General features: G+C 64.1%; 19 protein-coding genes and 1 pseudogene. 3 read left to right on the forward strand and 17 right to left on the reverse strand.

Annotated elements, in window-relative coordinates; translation table 11 throughout:
* Window positions 1-60 precede the first annotated feature (60 nt).
* From B9A11_RS01660 to B9A11_RS22545, 8 genes are all read right to left on the reverse strand, one after another.
* A complete protein-coding gene (locus B9A11_RS01660) occupies window positions 61-285 on the reverse strand; it encodes a hypothetical protein (protein ID WP_058246083.1) in 225 nt (74 codons plus the stop codon).
* A gap of 55 nt (window positions 286-340) precedes the next feature.
* Window positions 341-808, reverse strand: coding sequence for a baeRF12 domain-containing protein (locus B9A11_RS01665; protein ID WP_058246082.1), 468 nt, complete (start codon window positions 806-808; stop codon window positions 341-343).
* Window positions 809-829: 21 nt separating this feature from the next.
* The gene (locus B9A11_RS01670; RefSeq protein ID WP_058246081.1) at window positions 830-1,192 is read right to left on the reverse strand and encodes a DUF4112 domain-containing protein; all 363 of its coding nucleotides are present in this window, start codon (window positions 1,190-1,192) and stop codon (window positions 830-832) included.
* Window positions 1,164-1,322: a YqaE/Pmp3 family membrane protein gene (locus B9A11_RS01675; RefSeq protein WP_083499738.1), complete on the reverse strand. Its 159-nt coding sequence runs from the start codon at window positions 1,320-1,322 to the stop codon at window positions 1,164-1,166. Before B9A11_RS01675 ends, B9A11_RS01670 begins: the two co-directional genes overlap by 29 nt.
* A gap of 27 nt (window positions 1,323-1,349) precedes the next feature.
* Window positions 1,350-2,336: a YihY/virulence factor BrkB family protein gene (locus tag B9A11_RS01680; RefSeq protein ID WP_058246080.1), complete on the reverse strand. Its 987-nt coding sequence runs from the start codon at window positions 2,334-2,336 to the stop codon at window positions 1,350-1,352.
* A 67-nt stretch (window positions 2,337-2,403) separates the two neighbouring features.
* Window positions 2,404-4,143 carry a sensor histidine kinase gene (locus tag B9A11_RS01685; protein WP_083499737.1) on the reverse strand — a complete coding sequence of 580 codons (1,740 nt, stop codon included), beginning with the start codon at window positions 4,141-4,143 and terminating at the stop codon, window positions 2,404-2,406.
* A gap of 37 nt (window positions 4,144-4,180) precedes the next feature.
* A complete protein-coding gene (locus B9A11_RS01690; protein ID WP_058246078.1) occupies window positions 4,181-4,735 on the reverse strand; it encodes an RNA polymerase sigma factor in 555 nt (184 codons plus the stop codon).
* Window positions 4,728-5,033, reverse strand: coding sequence for a NepR family anti-sigma factor (locus B9A11_RS22545; protein WP_327442493.1), 306 nt, complete (start codon window positions 5,031-5,033; stop codon window positions 4,728-4,730). Before B9A11_RS22545 ends, B9A11_RS01690 begins: the two co-directional genes overlap by 8 nt.
* On the opposite strand from B9A11_RS22545, the gene B9A11_RS01695 reads away from it, so the two are divergent.
* The gene (locus B9A11_RS01695; protein ID WP_058246077.1) at window positions 5,008-5,817 is read left to right on the forward strand and encodes a response regulator; all 810 of its coding nucleotides are present in this window, start codon (window positions 5,008-5,010) and stop codon (window positions 5,815-5,817) included. The two genes, B9A11_RS22545 and B9A11_RS01695, sit on opposite strands and share 26 nt — an antisense overlap.
* Before the next feature lie 132 nt (window positions 5,818-5,949).
* On the opposite strand, the gene B9A11_RS01700 is transcribed toward B9A11_RS01695, so the two are convergent.
* Entirely contained in the window at window positions 5,950-6,120 is a 171-nt protein-coding gene (locus B9A11_RS01700) for a DUF1328 domain-containing protein (protein WP_083499736.1), read from the reverse strand.
* Window positions 6,121-6,261: 141 nt separating this feature from the next.
* Here B9A11_RS01700 and B9A11_RS01705 point away from each other — a divergent pair, with 141 nt between their 5' ends.
* Entirely contained in the window at window positions 6,262-6,546 is a 285-nt protein-coding gene (locus tag B9A11_RS01705) for a hypothetical protein (protein ID WP_058246076.1), read from the forward strand.
* On the opposite strand, the gene B9A11_RS01710 is transcribed toward B9A11_RS01705, so the two are convergent.
* Window positions 6,543-6,899 (reverse strand): hypothetical protein, encoded by a 357-nt coding sequence (locus B9A11_RS01710; RefSeq protein ID WP_143595772.1) that lies wholly within the window; start codon window positions 6,897-6,899, stop codon window positions 6,543-6,545. The two genes, B9A11_RS01705 and B9A11_RS01710, sit on opposite strands and share 4 nt — an antisense overlap.
* 79 nt (window positions 6,900-6,978) lie before the next feature.
* Here B9A11_RS01710 and B9A11_RS01715 point away from each other — a divergent pair, with 79 nt between their 5' ends.
* Complete coding sequence (locus tag B9A11_RS01715; protein WP_306345502.1) at window positions 6,979-7,716, forward strand: Crp/Fnr family transcriptional regulator; 738 nt, start codon at window positions 6,979-6,981, stop codon at window positions 7,714-7,716.
* Window positions 7,717-7,727: 11 nt separating this feature from the next.
* Here B9A11_RS01715 and cobA read toward each other — a convergent pair whose 3' ends face one another.
* The 7 genes and pseudogenes from cobA to B9A11_RS01750 all read right to left on the reverse strand — a co-directional run bounded on the left by cobA (window position 7,728) and on the right by B9A11_RS01750 (window position 16,669).
* Window positions 7,728-8,591, reverse strand: coding sequence for a uroporphyrinogen-III C-methyltransferase (cobA, locus tag B9A11_RS01720; RefSeq protein WP_083499735.1), 864 nt, complete (start codon window positions 8,589-8,591; stop codon window positions 7,728-7,730).
* 13 nt (window positions 8,592-8,604) lie between these two features.
* Window positions 8,605-9,561, reverse strand: a complete 957-nt coding sequence (locus B9A11_RS01725; RefSeq protein ID WP_058246073.1) for a glycosyl transferase family protein — start codon at window positions 9,559-9,561, stop codon at window positions 8,605-8,607.
* Window positions 9,558-12,188, reverse strand: coding sequence for a nitrate reductase (locus tag B9A11_RS01730; protein WP_058246072.1), 2,631 nt, complete (start codon window positions 12,186-12,188; stop codon window positions 9,558-9,560). The genes B9A11_RS01725 and B9A11_RS01730 overlap by 4 nt, the downstream gene beginning before the upstream one ends.
* A 60-nt stretch (window positions 12,189-12,248) precedes the next feature.
* A pseudogene (locus B9A11_RS01735) lies at window positions 12,249-13,439 on the reverse strand (NAD(P)/FAD-dependent oxidoreductase); the annotation flags it as partial.
* On the reverse strand, window positions 13,436-13,876 hold the full coding sequence (locus B9A11_RS01740) for a globin family protein (RefSeq protein ID WP_058246071.1): 441 nt from the start codon (window positions 13,874-13,876) through the stop codon (window positions 13,436-13,438). The gene B9A11_RS01740 and the pseudogene B9A11_RS01735, both read right to left, overlap by 4 nt.
* A 5-nt stretch (window positions 13,877-13,881) precedes the next feature.
* Complete coding sequence (locus B9A11_RS01745; protein WP_058246070.1) at window positions 13,882-15,564, reverse strand: ABC transporter ATP-binding protein; 1,683 nt, start codon at window positions 15,562-15,564, stop codon at window positions 13,882-13,884.
* Window positions 15,565-15,586: 22 nt separating this feature from the next.
* Window positions 15,587-16,669, reverse strand: a complete 1,083-nt coding sequence (locus B9A11_RS01750) for an ABC transporter permease (protein WP_058246069.1) — start codon at window positions 16,667-16,669, stop codon at window positions 15,587-15,589.
* Window positions 16,670-16,699: the final 30 nt, after the last annotated feature.

A 16,699-nucleotide genomic window follows, 5' to 3' on the forward strand; every position in this document is an offset into this window, starting at 1 on the left:
CCCTTTGAAAGTCACAAGTTACACGGGGGGAAAAGGCCGGGGTGATCCCGGCCCTGTTCGTTACTCAGCGGGCGGTTGCACGTCGATGGTGGGGACGGTGACGGTGACTTCTTCTTCGTCCACGTCGATGTCGCCAACGTCGGCGTCAAACTTGGGCATGTTGCCACCCTCGACGGTCACATCAGGCAGGCGCGCCTCTTCGGTTTGGTCGATGTCGATCATATAAACGGCAAAGCCGATCACGACGGCGGCCACGATGGCGCCGATAATTGCTCCGGTTTTCATGGGGTATCTCCTTGCTTTCATTAGGATAACTGGGGAGAAGGCATTTGGTTCCGTCTCACGCGGCCTTTATTTCCTGAGCCAGCGATTTTTCCAGTTCGTCAATGGGTTGGTTGGTCAAAACCTTGGCCACGTCGAACAGGATCTTGTCCTGAACTTCCTTGTGCAGGCTGTTGCGCAGCTCGCTCAGCACAGGGCGCGAGGCCACGATCACCAGGTCATCAAACGCGCCCTTATGCGCCTGCTTGTACAGGTACTCGCCCAGATCCTTGGCAAAACGTTCCTTTTCCAGCTCATGCCAGTCGGTGTCATCCACGGCGGATTTCTGACCGGGGCCGTTGTCGTGCATCCGGCCGGGGCGGTTGGCGGCCCAGTCCTGCGCCTTTGGATTGTCCTGAGTGTCCTTCTTGACGACCTCAAGGTTCATGTCGGTGGCGTCGCCGATGTTGCGCAGGAACAGGGCCTTTTCCCCATCCGCAACTAACACCCAAGCGCCGCGCGGCAGTCCAGACGTGCGGTCGGTCATATCATTTCCTCCTGTTTTGATTTAAATGCGAGAGAGTTCGTCCCGCAGCAGCGCGACATTGCGCTGGTTGGATTTAAAGCCCACGTCGAACAGGTCCCCCAGCAGCGGGACGCTGCCGATGACGCTGTCGATGGCGGTGTTCACACCCATCCGGGCGAGCACCCGCTTGCGCGCCCCAAGGCTGTGCGCCTGCTGGATGATCCACAGCGCCGGCGCAAGCGCGAGCGCATCGCCCACCCCCGGCACCAGCCCAAGGATCGAATCCCAGCCCAAACGGATGCCCGTACCCGGTATGCGGTAGGCGCGGTCCAGTTTCGCGGCGAGGTTTTCGATGCGGGCCAGCCGGGCGGCGGCCTCAGCGGCGGGCAATGATGTAGACGGCATGGACGATCCCCGGAATGTAGCCAAGAATGGTCAGCAGGATGTTCAGCCAGAAATGCTTGCCCAGCCCCACTTGCAGGAACACGCCCAAGGGGGGCAGCAAAATAGCGATAAGGATGCGGATCAGGTCCACGGTAACCTCCTGTGGTTGCTTGCTTAATTAACGCGCAAACACAGAGTCCGGTTCCTTGTCTTCGTCAGTTTCTTCGCCGCGCAGCGCGCCCAGCGTGTCCGCCTTGACGGCGCCGCGCGCACCCATGGGGCGGTCCGGCCCGGTGGTGGTGTCGATCTTGGTCTGGGCCTCCAGCTCGGCGTCGACGGTGGCGCCCAGCAGCACGATAAAGGCCGACAGCCACAGCCAGGTCAGCAGCACGATCACCCCGCCCAGCGCGCCGAAGGTCGCGTTATAGTTGCCGAACATCTGGACATAAAGGCTAAAGCCAAAGCTGCCCGCCACCCACAGCGCGCAGGCCATCAGCGCCCCCGGCGTGATCCAACGCCACTTGGCGCGGCGGCGCGAGGGGCCGTAACGATACAGCATCGCAAGACCAAAGGCGCCGACGCCAAACATCAAAGGCCAGCGCAGCAGCAGCACAACTTGGGTCAGGCGCGGACTGCCAAACCACGCCACCGCAGCGGGCAGCGCGGCCACCAGCACGACGCACAGCAAGAATCCAAGGATCAGCGCCAGCGTCAGACCATAGGTCAGCGCCGTCAGCTTGATAAAGCCGCGCCGTTCCTTTTCGCCGTTCACCACGTTCAGGCCGATCACGAAATTCGACGTCGCCCGCGAGGCCGAGTAAATCGCCAGCCCCAGCGAGAACAGCGCCGCAAGGCCAAGCCCGCCGTTGCGCGTGCCCACCACGTCTTGGACCTGTCCCATGACGATGTCCTTGGCCTGATCGGGCATCACGTTGGACAACGCGATCGAGGTCTCGACCAGCGCCTCTGTCGACAGGGTCATCCCGGCAAAGGCGACAGCGGCGGTGATCGCCGGGAACAGCGACAGCAGCCCGTAAAAGGCGACGCCCGCCGCCAGCAACCCGATGTTGTGGTCGCCGATATTGCGGAACACCCGCGCGCCCAGATCGAACCACCCTTTTAGGGGGATGTGGCTGGGGCGACGGGCGGTGCGTCCTCGGGTCATGCGGCTGTCCTGTTGTTTGTCCATAGCCCAACGCGCGGGCGGCGCGCCGGTTCCGCGCGCGCGCCCCTCAGGCGGCGCGCTCGCCCTTTTTCTCGGGCTCGAAATCCACGCGCTCAAAGGTCACGCTGTAGGTGTAACAGCCCTCTTCGTCGACCACCTCGGCGCGAGTGTCCAGCTGGGCCTCAAAGGCGCGCATCAGCTTTCTGCCCAGACCGCTGCTTTGAAGCGAGTCAAAGTGCTCGTTCACCGCTTTGTCGTTCTTGGTGTTGCAGATGCGCAAAGTCACTTGGCTGGCGTCGTCGGTCACGTGCAGCTCGACCTTGATCCGGGCGTCGCCCTTGGACGAGGCGGTCGCGTATTTCAGCGCGTTGGTCAGCGCCTCGGCGGACAGCATCGACAGCGGCACGGCCTGATCGGGATACAGTTCGACATTGGCCAGATCGGTGGTGAGTTCGATGTTGGGCGCCAGCAGAGCCTGCGTCGCGTCATCCACCACCGCTTGCAGCAGGTCAGCCCCGTCCACGGTGGTCAGATCCGGCGCGGCGTACAGCGCACGGTGCAGCATCGCAAGGCCGCGCACCCGGCGCTGCAACCCTTCGAGCAGGAAACGCGCCTCGGCAGAGGTGGCCGTGCGCATCTGCATGTTCATGATCGAGGCGATCAGTTGCAGGTTGTTCTTGACCCGGTGGTGCACCTCTTTCAGCAGCACCTTCTTGTCGCGCAAATCCTGATCGCGGCGCTGTTCCGCCTCGGAGATCAGCAGCGCCATGCGGTTAAAGGCGCGCTCGGCCTCGGCCAGTTCCTCGGCGGGGTTGTCCAGCGTCAGGCTGCCCACCGTGCGATCGCCCAGCGCAAAGCGCCGCATGGCAGAGCGCAGCCCGCGCACATGCCGCACGACAAGGCGCTGCATGCCCAAATACGCCACGACGATCCCGGTGATCCACATCAGCAAGGGAAAAGCCAAGGCCAGTCGCGTCTGAAGGCTGCTCACCAGCCCGTCGCCAAAGTCATAGGGCGCGCTGCCCACCAGAACGACGCTGCCCGGCAACAGCTCGCTGACCGCGAACAGGCGGCGTTCGCCGTTGCGCGCCGTCGCCTCAAAGGTGCTGCCAGCGATGCCCACCAGCTGCTCGGGCTGCACGTCGCGCGGCAGCAGTTGCTCGGCGTCCTCGGCACCGTCGTTGGACACGACGATTTCGCCCTTGGCGTTGACCGTCAGCAAGCGCAGGTCTTTGGGTTCGGGCGTATCGACAAGGTTCAGGGTGCCGTTGGCGACCCGGTGGGGGATCGACACCACCGCCAGCCCGCGCAGATCGTTGTCGCGATAGATCGGCTGGATGACGATGGCCACGGACTCGCCGGATACGACGCCTTGGTGGCGCATGTTGATGACCGGACCGTTTTCGCGGATCGCCTCTTCGAATTCTGCGGTGCCCGCGAAGTCATAGACCTGATCCGAAGAGCTGCACACCATCTGGCCGTCGGTCTGGATGAACCCCGCAAAGACAAAGACCGGATGCGCGGTCACGAAATCCGCCATCGCCGTCTGGCACAGCGGCCCGGCGGCGGACATTGCCATCGCCCCCAAGCCCTGCGCCGCCCCCAGCGCCTGCTGGAACAGCTCGCGCTCGGCGTGGCTGGCGGCGACCGTCTCAGACATAAGAGAGGCGCGGGTAAACACCTGCGCCTCATCCATCACCGTCTTGGTCTGATACAAAGACAGAATCCCCAGAGGCAACAACGCAAGGGTCATCAAAACCACCACCCGCGCCGAAAGGCTTCTGGCGAACGTTCCTAGTCGTCTCATTCAAGCTCCGCGTTATGGTCGCGCCTGGGGGCTGGGATCAGGCCGCGCTTTGATTGTCCGCCACGATCCCAGAGGTCACCGTATCGGTCAGTTCGATCCGCTCATCTTCGTCCAGGTGCATCAACTCGGCCAAGCGCGCCCGCGCCCGGTTCACCCGGCTCTTGATCGTCCCGACCGCCACGCCGCACGCCTCGGCGGCCTCTTCGTAGGAAAAGCCGGATGCCCCAACAAGGATCAACGCCTCGCGCTGCTCATCCTTGAGCTCTGCAAAGGCGGTGTTGAAGTCGCGCATCTGCAAGCGCCCGTCATGATCGGGCTTTTGCGCCAGACCGGCGGACATTTCGCCATCGCTGTCCTGAACTTCGCGTTTGGCCTTGCGGTGGTGCGAGTAATAGGTGTTGCGCAGGATCGTAAACAGCCAAGCGCGCATGTTGGTGCCCGCCTCGAAGCTGTCGATCTTGCCCCAGGCTTTGACCAGTGCGTCCTGCACCATGTCATCGGCCAGCGCCGAGTTGCGGGTCAGGCTCATGGCGAATGCGCGCATCGCCCCAAGGTGTTCGACGATCTCGTCGCGCGGATCCCGGTTAGGCATCGTCAGATTCCTCGGCCCTGGACGCGCCCGACGCCTCTTGGGCGCGCAATTGGTCTAACAATCGAGTAAACCGGTCGGGAACGTCCTGATTGACGACTTCTTCGAACGCCCGCTTGAGGTTCTCGTCAATCTCGCTCTGCAACCTTGATCGTTTGGCATTTTGCGTCATGTCGCGGGTATACCTGCTGTGGTTTTTTCTGCAAATTCGTGGAACCAACCCACAACTGCTGCGTTGGTTCCACGAAAAGTTCAAAAAATATGGGACGAACACAATGAGCGAAGCAACTGCCGGCGACATCACCTCGAGTGTCGGAGCAAACCTGCCTTACCTGCGCCGCTATGCCCGCGCGCTGACAGGCTCGCAAACGCGCGGTGACGGCTATGCGGCGGCCACGCTTGAGGCGATCCTCAGCGATCCGTCCTCTTATGATAAGTCCCTGTCGGCCAAAACGGCGCTGTTTCGCGTGTTCCACACGATCTGGTCCACCTCTGGCGGCACCATGAGCGACGAGGACAGCGGCCTTGCGGCGCGCGCGCAATCGCATCTGGCCAAGCTGACCTCTGGCACGCGCGAGGCGCTGTTGCTGCACACGATTGAGGAATTCTCTTTCAACGAGCTGGGGCAGATCATGGATATCTCTACCGAAGAAGCCGGCAACCTCGTCGAAATCGCCTACGCTGAAATGGCCAAGTCCCTGTCGGGCCGCGTCATGATCATCGAAGACGAGGCGATCATCGCGCTGGATCTGGAAAGCATGGTCATCGACATGGGGCATCAGGTCACCGGCGTCGCCCGCACCGAAACCGCCGCGCTGGAGCTGGCCAAGGCCGAAAAACCCGACCTGATCCTGTCTGACATCCAGCTGGCCGACAATTCCAGCGGCATCGACGCGGTCAACAACATCCTCAAGGATTACAACGACATCCCGGTGATCTTCATCACCGCCTACCCCGAACGTCTGCTGACCGGCGAAGGCCCGGAACCGGCGTTTTTGATCCCCAAGCCCTACACCGAAGAGCAAGTGCGCTCTGCCGTATCGCAGGCGATGTTCTTTTCCTCGACCGAGACCCTCAAGGCGTAACTCCTCCCCTCCTCCCTATCGCCTTGGAACCCGGCCCCGTTTGGTGGCCGGGTTTTTTATGTTCGCCTTCCTCTGCACCAAGTAAAAAAACGGGGCCGCGATGGGCCCCGTTTTTCATCATATACGTTCGGTTCAAGGCGTCCGGCCCCGCAGCGCCCGTGCCACCATCGCGACCACGAACAGGATCAGGAACAGCACGAACAACACCTGCGCAATCCCGGCAGAGGCCGAGGCGATCCCGCCAAAGCCAAACACACCGGCGATGATCGCCACGACAAAGAAAAGAAGTGCCCAGTACAACATGGTAAAACCCTTTCAGATTGATCTCTCTATTGCTGGATAAACCCAGCTACCGCGCGCAAGGTTCCGGGGTTTTTGCGCAAATCTTGCCGGAACAAATCGCGCCTTCCTCGCGTTAAACCGATGAATGAAAGGAGATCTTTGATGACCTATCACGATATGGAACAGACGCCCCGCTCTAACGGCCATGACACCTCTGGCGTGGCCGACAAGGCCCGCAAAGCCGCCGAAGGATTCACCGCCCGCGCCACGGAAACCGCCGAAAACGCCAAGGCAAAGGCCTATGACGCCGCTGGCAAAGGTCAGGAACAACTGACCCTCGCGCGCAGCGAATTCGAACGCGGCGTGCAGAAAAATCCCGGCCTCGCGGTGCTGGGCGCGGTGGGGGTTGGCGTGCTGCTGGGGCTGGCCCTGCGCGGTCGCCGCTAAAAGCCGATTTGGCTCAGCGCCCAAACCAGATCGCGTTCGGTGAACGGACGCAAGATCGAGACAGCCCCGGCGCGGGCTGTCTTCTCCGCCCCCGGATCGACGACGATCACCGGCACGCCTACCGCGCTCGCCAAGGCCATGACCGCCTGCGTTTCGGCGCTGCGGCTGGGCAATCCGACCACCACGACACGCGGCCAAGCGCCCAGACCCGCCTCGCGCAAAAGGTCACCCGCCTGCGCCGCGTTGACGCTAAGACAGGGGATAAACCCACGTTTTTCAAAGAATTCCGCCAGATCCACGGCTTCGACCGCGCTGTGCGTCAGGATCAACGCCTGTGGCTCTTCACTGCTCATAATTCCCCCATGGCCAATTCGCCAGTGTAGGGCAGCAGACCAAGCGGTTCTTTAAACTATGACATATAAAGCAACTTAAATGGCCCCTATGACCTCACAATGTTCCCAATGTCCCCTGCGCGCCACCGGCGCCTTTGCCGAGATGACCCCGGCCCAGCTGGAGGCCACGCAAAGGTTCAAAACCTCCGAGGTCTCGGTGATCGCGGGGGCGGATGTGCTGTCTCAGGGGCAAAAATCCGATTACCTTTACACGGTGCTCCGTGGCATGGGCCTGCGGCAGGTCACCCTGCCCGACGGGGCACGGCAGGTCATCGGCTTTGTCCTGCCCGGCGACTTTCTGGGGCTTCAGGCCGGAGTGATGGGCGAGATGGGCCATTCCGTCGTTGCCACCACCGATATGATGCTTTGCCGGTTCCGCCGCGAAGACCTGTGGGCGCTGTTCGGCACCTGCCCGGAACGCGCCTATGACATCACCCATCTGGCCGCCCGCGAAGAACACATGCTGGGCGAGGCGCTCGCCGTCCTTGGGCAAAAGCCCGCGCTGGAACGGGTCGCCTGGGCCTTGCACAAGCTGTTCACCCGCCTGACGGGGTTGGGTTTGGGCAGCGATGGCGTGGTCGCCCTGCCCTTTCGCCAGCAGGACTTGGCCGACGCTTTGGGCCTGTCCCTGGTGCATACGAACAAAACGCTGGCCAAACTGCGTGACACCGGGGTGGCCAATTGGACGGGGCGGCGTTTGGTCGTGCCCGACCCAAGCGCCCTGCTAGAGCTTAGCGACGTGCCGCAGGCCGACCTGCCGCCGCGCCCGTTGATCTAAGCCCCAGTGATTTAAACCATTGCGGCGACAGGCGTTTCGGTCAGGGCGACACGCGCCTCGGGCCAAGTCACCATCAAGATGGCGCAGCCGGTGATGCCTTCGCGCGCGATCAGGTCGGGCATGTCGCCCAAGTCCGTGCGGAACACCCGTTGCCCCGGTTTCGACACCTCGACCGCCACCGTAATCGGCGCATCCTGCGGCAAACCGCGCCCCTGCAAGGCCTGCGCAATGCGCCCCGCTTGCCGCACCCCCATGTAAAACGCTGTCGTCGTCCCCGGCGCGCTCATTCTTGCGCAATCGGGCAAAGGATCACCCGCGCGGCCCATCGCCGTGGTCAGGATCAGCGTGTCGGACACACCCCGTTCGGTCAAAGACTGCCCCATGGCGGACGCCGCCGCACAAGCCGCCGTCACCCCCGGCACCATTTCCACCGGGATGGCGTGCTCTGCGGCGGCGGTCAGCTCCTCACCCGCGCGACCAAAGACACCGGGATCGCCGGACTTCAGACGCACCACCCGGCGACCGCGCAGGGCTTCGGCGACAATCGCCGCGTTGATCCGCTCCTGAGGCCAAGCGTGCGCGCCAACCTCTTTGCCCACATAGACTTTTTCGGCCCGCGCGTCGGCGTACTCCAGCACCTCGGGGTCCACCAGACGGTCGTAGAAAATCACCTCGGCGGTGCGGATGCGGTCCACCGCGCGCACCGTCAGCAGGTCCGCCGCCCCCGGCCCCGTCCCCACGAGGGCAATGGTCCCCATGCCACCCTGCACCGGGGTCGCCTTGCCTTCGACGATGCGGCGCAGCAGGTCCATGGCCTTGCGGCGCACCGGACCGTCACCGGCAGAAAACAGCGAGAGCGTGGGGAAAAGGGCCATGTCGGGTCTCCTGTCAGGCCGCAAGCGGCTGTTTGCGGTCACGCCACAAGGCGCGCGCCAAATCCTCGGGGGCGTCCGCCCCCAGCGTATCCAAGGCCAAAGCCGCCGTGCCGATCACCACCGCTTCGGCGAAATCATCGGTGCGGGTGCCGTCCCAAAGCGCGCGCAGTTGCGCCGCGTCGCGTTCGCCGTCGTCCATGCGGCGGGTTTCGTCGATCAGGACCGAGGTCGTCTCTTCCCAAGGCGCGCCACCGCGCAGGCCGAACCCCGCGATGGGCTTGGCCGGGTTGCGTTCAAACTCGCCGCCGCCGCCCTTGATGACCGACAGCGCCTGCCAGCCCAGCAGTTGCGCCGCGTCGGCCTGAAGCAAGCGATACGAAGGATGAAACACGCCCTGCACGCTGGCGCTGGCCTTGGCGGGGTTCAGCATCCGGCAAACGGTGTTGACGCAGGACCGCAGTCCAAAAGTATCACGCAAATTGAGCAGCTTGAACACGGCCGGAGACAGCGTCTCCAGCGGCAGATAGGCGATCCCGTGACGGTCCAGCAACGCCTCGACGTCCGCCGGTTGCGCCGCAAAGGGAATGCCAAAGGCTTCGACCCCCTGACGCACAGCGGCATCCGGCCCGTTCCACCCGTGGATCAGCACGCGATAGCCCGCCCGCGCCACCAGCTGCGCCGACAGCAAAAACCAGGCCAGCCCCCGCGTGCGCCCCGCCGCATAGCTCGGCCAGTCCAGATCCACCTGCGGCAAGCCCGCCACGCTGGTCTGCGCCGCGCGCACGAAACCCGCGATCTCTTCGGCGGTCTCGCCCTTCATCCGCAACAGCATCAACAGCGCGCCCAGCGCCTCGGGGGCGGCGTTCCCGGCAAGGATCGTGGTCATGGCGTCTTCGGCCTCTGGCAAGGTCAAAGAGCGCGACCGTCCCGGCCCGCGTCCCAAGGTGCGAACGTGCTGTGCGAGTGTCATTCAGCGGCCTCCTTTTGGCGTATGCCTTGGAGTAGTGCCGCAATTTCCGGACGGCAAGAGCCGCAGTTGGTGCCCGCGTTCAATGCCGCGCCCACCGCCTCGACGCTCATCAGCCCGTCGGTCTCGATGGCGGTCAGGATGGTGTTCACCCCCACCCCGAAACAAGAGCACAGGACCGGGCCGGGATCGGGGCGATCCGCTGGGGTGCGCCCGGTCAGAATGTCGGGGACGACTTCGCCGGGGCGCGCGGCCAGATAGTCGCGCATCACCGCCACGGGGGTTTTCGCCACGAAGAGCGCGGCCAGCAAGACCCCGTCTTGGTGGAAGGCCAAGCGCACGTCCCCGCGCGCCGCGTCCTGCATCACCGTGACCTCGGCGTCCGGCAAGCCAAACAGGCGGCGCGCCTCGGCTTCCCAGTCCTCGGGCGCGGTCATCCCCGCCAGTTCCGCGCGCCAGCCTGCGCGGGTCCGGGCGCGCGCCCAATATGCGCAGTCCGGCGTCAGATCGCCCGCCGAGATGGCAAAGCCATACCACGCCGCGTCCAACCGCTCGACCGCGACAACGCTGGCCTTGCTCTCGGGCTGGCCCGACACCGGGTCGACCACCGGGGCAACGATGGCGTCGATGCGCGCGCTGGGGGCCGTTTCCCCCGTCCAGTGCATGGGGGCAAAGACCTGTCCGCGCTGCACATCCTCGGTGATGCGCGCCCGCAAAATGGCGGTGCCTTGCGGGGTGCGCAGGCGCAAAAGGTCCGCCGCTTCGACACACAGCTCGGCCGCGTCCGCCGGGTGAAGGTCCACAAACGGCTCGGCCAGATGTGCCGAAAGGCGCGGCGACAGCGCCGTGCGCGTCATGGTGTGCCACTGGTCGCGAATGCGCCCCGTATTCAGACGGAAGGGATAACGCGGCCCGGTTTTCGCCGCCGGCGCGCGGTATTGCACCGCGAGGAACCGCCCCTTGCCATCGGGGGTAAAGAACGCCCCGTCCTCAAAGAACCGCCCGCCCTGCCGCGCCTTGGTCACCGGCCAGCGGGTCGGCTCCAAAGCGTCATAGCCAGTGTCGTCCAGATCGCTGAGGCCAGAGATGTCAAAGTCACGGCCAAAGCCGCCCGCGATCCCCGACAGCGCCGCGTATTCGCGGAAAATCTCGGCGGGGGTTTCATAATCGAACGCCTCGGCCCAGCCCATGTGCTTGCCCACCTCTGACAGGATCTCCCAATCGGGGCGGCACTGGCCCGGCGCGCTGAGCACCGCACGCTGGCGGCTGATGGTCCGGTCAGAGTTCGTCACGGTGCCGGATTTCTCGGCCCAAGCCGAGGCGGGCAGCAGCACATGCGCCAGCCGCGCCGTGTCGGTCTGGCCGGTGATGTCGCTGACCACCACGAAATCACAGCCCGCAATGGCATCCCGCACCGCGTCCGCGTCGGGCATGGACACGGCGGGGTTGGTGTGGATGATCCACAGCGCTTTGATCTTTCCCTCGCCCACCGCCTTGAACATATCGACGGCTTTCAGACCCGCAGCCTCGGGCATCTGCGGCGCGTTCCAGAAATCGCGCACGGCGGCGCGGTGGTCGGCGTTTTCCAAATCCAGATGGCACGCCAGCATATTGGCCAGCCCGCCAACCTCGCGCCCGCCCATGGCGTTGGGCTGGCCAGTCACGGACAAAGGCCCGCAGCCGCGCTTGCCCACACGCCCCGTGGCCAGATGACAGTTGAGGATCGCGTTGACCTTGTCAGAGCCGGACGACGACTGGTTGACCCCCTGGCTAAAGACCGTGACGACCTTTTCCGTTCCCATCCACAGCTTGCAGAACGCTTTGATGTCCGCCTCGGGCAGGCCGGTGACGGTCACATCGTCGGCAAACGCTTTGGTGAGCGCATCGTCAAAGCCGCTGGTGTGCTGCAAATAGGCTTTGTCGATTGCGCCGCCTTCATACAGCTCGGTCAAGAGGCGGTTGAACAGCGCCACGTCGCTGCCGGGGGCCAAGCGCAGGTGCATGTCCGCCCCGTCACAGGAGGCGGTGCGGCGCGGGTCAATCACCACGATCTTGGCGCCGCGCGCTTTGCGGGCCGCCAGCAGGCGCTGGTACAAGACCGGGTGGCACCACGCGAGGTTCGACCCCACCAAGACCACCAGATCGGCCTCTTCGAGGTCTTCGTAGGTCTGCGGCACGGTGTCGGTGCCAAAGGCGCGCTTATGCCCCGCCACGGTGGACGCCATGCAAAGCCTTGAATTCGTGTCGATATTGGCCGAGCCGATAAAGCCCTTCATCAGCTTGTTGGCGACGTAGTAATCCTCGGTCAGCAATTGCCCCGAAACATAAAAGGCCGCCGCATCCGGGCCGTGATCGCGGATCGTATCGCTGAACTTCTGCGCAACCAGCGCCAAAGCGTCATCCCAGGACGCCTCCGCCCCGTTTACCATCGGCGCGCTCAGGCGCCCGGCCAGACCCACGGTTTCGCCCAAGGCCGACCCCTTGGAGCACAGCCGCCCGAGGTTCGCCGGGTGGTCCGGATCGCCGCGCACGTCCAGACCGCCTTCGCCGTCCGGGCGCAGCAAGACCCCGCAGCCGACGCCGCAATAGGGGCAGGTGGATTTCACCTCTGGCAAACCGCTTCCGTCCATCACTTCCGTTCCTTTTTAACCTGCCAGTGAGCACCGGCTGAGGGGCGCTGGCGCCTCGGCGTATGAGGGGCCAAAGATCAGCGCCGCGCGCATCGCCGACACATCCGTGCCGTCTTTGATAAGGGAGTAGATCCAAGGGCCATCGGCGGTGTCGCCATACATCACGGCCCCCACCACCCGGTCACCTTCCAGCACCAAGCGCTTGTAAATGCTGCGGGCGGGATCGCGCAGAAGGATGTCCTCGCGGGCATCAGAGCTGGCGAAATCCCCCGCCGAGAATAGATCGCATCCAGTGACCTTGAGCTTGGTGGACACGTCCTTGGGCGCGTACACGGCGGCACGGCCCATCAGCGTATCTGCGGCCACGCGCGCCTGATCATACAGCGGCGCAACAAGGCCGAACAGCGCGCCGCGATGCTCGACACATTCACCAAGCGCCAGCACATCCGCGTCGCTAGTGGTCATATCGTCCGCCACCGTCACGCCGCGCCCGCAGTCCAGCCCCGCCGCCTGTGCCAAAGCGATGTTGGGGCGGATGCCCACGGCCATCACCAGCAGATCGCAGGGCAGCTCGGTGCCATTGTCCAGCCGCAGCGCGGTCACATGGCCGTCCTTGCCGACAATTTCCTTGGAATTGGTCGAGACCAAAACCTTGATCCCCTTGGCGACCAAGGCTTTGCGCAGCAACGCGCCCGCTTCGGCGTCCAGCTGGCGCTCCATCAGGTGGCCCATCAGGTGCACCACCGTCACGTCCACGCCGCGCGCCGCCATGCCGGCCGCCGCCTCCAGACCCAGCACGCCGCCGCCGATCACCACCGCGCGTTTGCCCGCGCCGAGGGTCATCATACGCTGAGTGTCCTCGAGGTCGCGATAGGCGATCACACCCTCCAGATCGTGACCCGGCAGGGGGATGATAAAGGGACTGGACCCGGTGGCAATCACCAGCTTGTCGTAAGGAACACGGTCGCCATTCTCGGCCACCACAACGCGGGCGGAGCGGTCGATCTGCGCCACGCGCTGGCCAAAGCGGCAGTCTACCCCGCGCGCCTCGTACCAATCCGCGTCATGGGTGACGATCTGCTCATAGGTCTTTTCGCCCGCCAGCACCGGGGACAGCATGATGCGGTTGTAACAGCCGCGCGGCTCGGCGTTGAACAGGGTCACATCCCAATCCGCGCCCTCGTCGCACAGATGCTCCAGCATCCGCCCCGAGGCCATCCCCACCCCAATGATGACCAGCCGCTGGGTCATTCCGCTGCCGCCTCGGCAGAGGCCGCATCGCCATAGGCGGCGGTGGTCATCACACCGGACAGGATGCCGCAGGCGTCAGCCCAAGCCACCTGCAAATCCAGCGTCCAGGCGTCGCCCAACCCCTTTTCAAGCGTGCGCAGCAGCGACGCGCCGACCTTAGCGTAATCCTCGGCCTGTACGCCGTAATCCACATGGCGCACCGCCAGCTTTTCGGCCACCGGCACAATCGCGCCCAGATCGCGCAGACCGTTCACCACCACGGCCAAGGTCGCCATCAGCTTGTTGCCCTGCTCGGCCATATCGGCGTTGGCGAAATAAGGTTTCACCTCTGGCGCGGTCTCGAACAGATCCGCGTAAAAGATCTCTGCCGCGGTGTCCTTGATCGGCACAACCTTGGCAAAGCTGTCCTGAATAAGGGTGATCTGCGTGTCGTCCATAAGGGTTACTCCGCTGCGATAGCTTTGGGGGTTGCCTTGGGCTTGGGTTTTGCGCCGTGCTCGTACTCTTCGAGGAAATCCAGCACGTCCTGGCGGTACTTGTAGTAATCGGGGTGCTCCAGCAGCGCCTTGCGGGTGCGCGGGCGCGGCAGGTCGACGTCGACGATCTTGCCGATGGTGGCCTGCGGGCCGTTGGTCATCATCACCACGCGGTCGGCCAGCAAAATGGCTTCGTCCACGTCGTGGGTCACACAAATGGCGGTGACCTTGGTCCGATCCCAGACCTCCATCAGCACCTCTTGCAGCTCCCACCGGGTCAGGCTGTCGAGCATCCCGAAAGGCTCATCCAGCAGCAGCAGCTTGGGCGACAGGGCAAAGGCCCGCGCGATGCCCACGCGCTGTTTCATGCCGTTGGACATATCCGCCGTGCTGCGGTCCATGGCGTCCGCCAGCCCCACCCGTTCGAGGTAGTATTCCACCACGTCCTGACGCTCGGCCTGCGACGCCCTGGGATACACCTTGTCCACACCAATGGCGCAGTTTTCACGCGCGGTCAGCCAAGGGAACAGGTTCGGCGACTGGAACACCACGGCGCGCTCGGGGTCGGCGTCACGCACCTCGTAGCCGTCCAGCTTGATGACCCCCTTGGAGATCGAGTTCAGACCGGCGGCCATGGTCAAAACCGTGGACTTGCCGCAGCCCGAGTGGCCGATCAGCGAGATGAACTCGCCCTTGTTGAGCTTGAGGTTGAAATCCTCGACCACGGTCAGCGGACCCTTGGGCGTGGGGTAAATCTTGTGCAGCTGCGAGAACTCAAGGTATTTTTCCTCGATCCCCGAAGCGGCGGCCTCGGCCACGGCGGCAGGCACCGTGTGGTTCGGCTTGATCCCCGGCAGGGTGCGGATGCCCGTCGCCTTGGCGGTCATGCCCACATCCATCAGGTAGCCGGTGACGTCCTTGCGCAACGTCTTGAAGGTCTCGTCGTGGTTCATCGCCGTGCGGTCACGCGGGCGCGGGATGCTCACCTTGAACTCCTGCCCCAGCGTGCCATCGGGGTTCAGCGCGATGATGCGGTCCGCCAGCAGGATGGCTTCGTCCACGTCGTTGGTGATCAGCACGCAGGTCTTCTTGTCCTGCTCCCAGATGTGCTCGATCTCATCCGCCAGATTGGCGCGGGTCAGCGCGTCCAGCGCCGACAGCGGCTCGTCCAGCAGCAGCAGTTCCGGCGACATGGCCAGCGCGCGGGCCACGTTCACCCGCTGGCGCATCCCACCGGACAGCTCGGCGGGGCGGCGGGTGGCGGCGTGGCTCAGCCCCACCATCTTGATGTAATGCGCCACCTTCTCGGCCTTTTCGGCGGCGGGCATCTTGGGGAAGCAAGTGTCCAGCGCGAGGCGCACGTTGCCCTCGACCGACAGCCACGGCATCAGCGAGTAGTTCTGGAAAATCACCCCGCGCTCGGGCGACGGCTCGGTGATGTCCTTGCCTTTAAAGGTCACGCGGCCTTCGGTGGGCATTTCCAGACCCGCCATCAGGTTGATGAGGGTGGTCTTGCCGGTGCCGGAAAAGCCCAGCAAGACCAGGAATTCGCCTTCTTGCACATCAAGGTTGATGCCCTTGAGCACGTCCTCGCGGCGGGTCCCGGTCCCAAAGGCTTTGGTCACATTGTCGAATTTGAGAAAGCTCATGACGTGTTCCTTTCGGCGCGGATCAGCGGTTGTTCGAGAAGGTGAACAGCGATTGCAGGGCGTACATCACACGGTCGAGCAGGAAGCCGATGATCCCGATGGTAAAGACCGCAACCATGATCTTGGCGAGCGAGGACGAGGAGCCGTTCTGGAATTCATCCCACACGAACTTGCCCAGACCGGGGTTCTGCGCCAGCATCTCGGCGGCGATCAGCACCATCCAGCCCACACCAAGCGACAGACGCAGGCCGGTGAAGATCAGCGGCAGCGCCGAGGGCAACACCAGCTTGGTGATCTTGGTATAGGTGTTCATCTTGAGGACCTTGGACACGTTCACCAGGTCCTTGTCGATGCTTGCAACCCCCAGCGAGGTGTTGATCAGCGTCGGCCACAGCGAACACAGCGTCACGGTGATCGCCGAGATCAGGAAGGACTTGGAGAACATGCCGTCGTTGGACGCATAGACCGCCGAGACGATCATGGTCACGATGGGCAGCCACGCCAGCGGCGAGACGGGTTTAAAGATCTGCACCAGCGGGTTGATGGCGGCGTTGGCATAGGGCGACAGGCCCGCCATGATGCCCAGCGGCACCGCGACAACGGTCGCCAGCATAAAGCCAAAGAACACCGTTTTGATTGAGGTCCAGATCTGCTGGTAGTAGCTGGGCGCGCCGGTGTAGGCGACCTCTTTGACCTGATCGGCCTTGCCGGCGGCGATCAGCTTTTCGTTGCGCTTGGCGACCATCGCCTCGAATTTTTCCTGCTTGGCGGCCTTGGCCTGCGCGTCCTCGTGCAGGTTGACGACCTCTTCCCAGACCTGCGCCGGGCCGGGCACCGCGCCGAGCGATGTCTGCACCTTGGGCGCCAGCACGCCCCACAGCAGCAAAAAGCCGACGATGGCTAGAACCGGCACGCCGAGCAGACGCCAGATTTCCTTGCCCTGCGCGCGCGGGTTATCGCCCGCGGCGGCCTTGGCGATCGGCGTCAGCCACGCCAGCCCCAGCACCTGGAACCACTTGTCAGCGGCGTTGATGCGGGTGAACAGGCGCGCGCGCCGCGCTTCGCGGTCGGCCTGTGCAGAGAAGTTCGGATCGACGGTGGTCATAGCTGTGTCCTCGTCAAGAGATCTGGTGTC

Source organism: Tropicibacter naphthalenivorans (genome assembly GCF_900176475.1).
GTDB lineage: Bacteria > Pseudomonadota > Alphaproteobacteria > Rhodobacterales > Rhodobacteraceae > Tropicibacter > Tropicibacter naphthalenivorans.

Coding starts and splice junctions, on each gene's coding strand:
- B9A11_RS22545 (WP_327442493.1), bottom strand. CDS start 5,033: ATGTCGCCGGCAGTTGCTTCGCTCATTGTGTTCGTCCCATATTTTTTG.
- B9A11_RS01685 (WP_083499737.1), bottom strand. CDS start 4,143: ATGAGACGACTAGGAACGTTCGCCAGAAGCCTTTCGGCGCGGGTGGTG.
- B9A11_RS01740 (WP_058246071.1), bottom strand. CDS start 13,876: ATGGACGACACGCAGATCACCCTTATTCAGGACAGCTTTGCCAAGGTT.
- B9A11_RS01715 (WP_306345502.1), top strand. CDS start 6,979: ATGGCCCCTATGACCTCACAATGTTCCCAATGTCCCCTGCGCGCCACC.
- B9A11_RS01680 (WP_058246080.1), bottom strand. CDS start 2,336: ATGACCCGAGGACGCACCGCCCGTCGCCCCAGCCACATCCCCCTAAAA.
- B9A11_RS01665 (WP_058246082.1), bottom strand. CDS start 808: ATGACCGACCGCACGTCTGGACTGCCGCGCGGCGCTTGGGTGTTAGTT.
- cobA (WP_083499735.1), bottom strand. CDS start 8,591: ATGGCCCTTTTCCCCACGCTCTCGCTGTTTTCTGCCGGTGACGGTCCG.
- B9A11_RS01670 (WP_058246081.1), bottom strand. CDS start 1,192: ATGCCGTCTACATCATTGCCCGCCGCTGAGGCCGCCGCCCGGCTGGCC.
- B9A11_RS01730 (WP_058246072.1), bottom strand. CDS start 12,188: ATGGACGGAAGCGGTTTGCCAGAGGTGAAATCCACCTGCCCCTATTGC.
- B9A11_RS01690 (WP_058246078.1), bottom strand. CDS start 4,735: ATGCCTAACCGGGATCCGCGCGACGAGATCGTCGAACACCTTGGGGCG.
- B9A11_RS01710 (WP_143595772.1), bottom strand. CDS start 6,899: ATGAGCAGTGAAGAGCCACAGGCGTTGATCCTGACGCACAGCGCGGTC.
- B9A11_RS01700 (WP_083499736.1), bottom strand. CDS start 6,120: ATGTTGTACTGGGCACTTCTTTTCTTTGTCGTGGCGATCATCGCCGGT.
- B9A11_RS01745 (WP_058246070.1), bottom strand. CDS start 15,564: ATGAGCTTTCTCAAATTCGACAATGTGACCAAAGCCTTTGGGACCGGG.
- B9A11_RS01750 (WP_058246069.1), bottom strand. CDS start 16,669: ATGACCACCGTCGATCCGAACTTCTCTGCACAGGCCGACCGCGAAGCG.
- B9A11_RS01695 (WP_058246077.1), top strand. CDS start 5,008: ATGAGCGAAGCAACTGCCGGCGACATCACCTCGAGTGTCGGAGCAAAC.
- B9A11_RS01725 (WP_058246073.1), bottom strand. CDS start 9,561: ATGACACTCGCACAGCACGTTCGCACCTTGGGACGCGGGCCGGGACGG.
- B9A11_RS01660 (WP_058246083.1), bottom strand. CDS start 285: ATGAAAACCGGAGCAATTATCGGCGCCATCGTGGCCGCCGTCGTGATC.
- B9A11_RS01705 (WP_058246076.1), top strand. CDS start 6,262: ATGACCTATCACGATATGGAACAGACGCCCCGCTCTAACGGCCATGAC.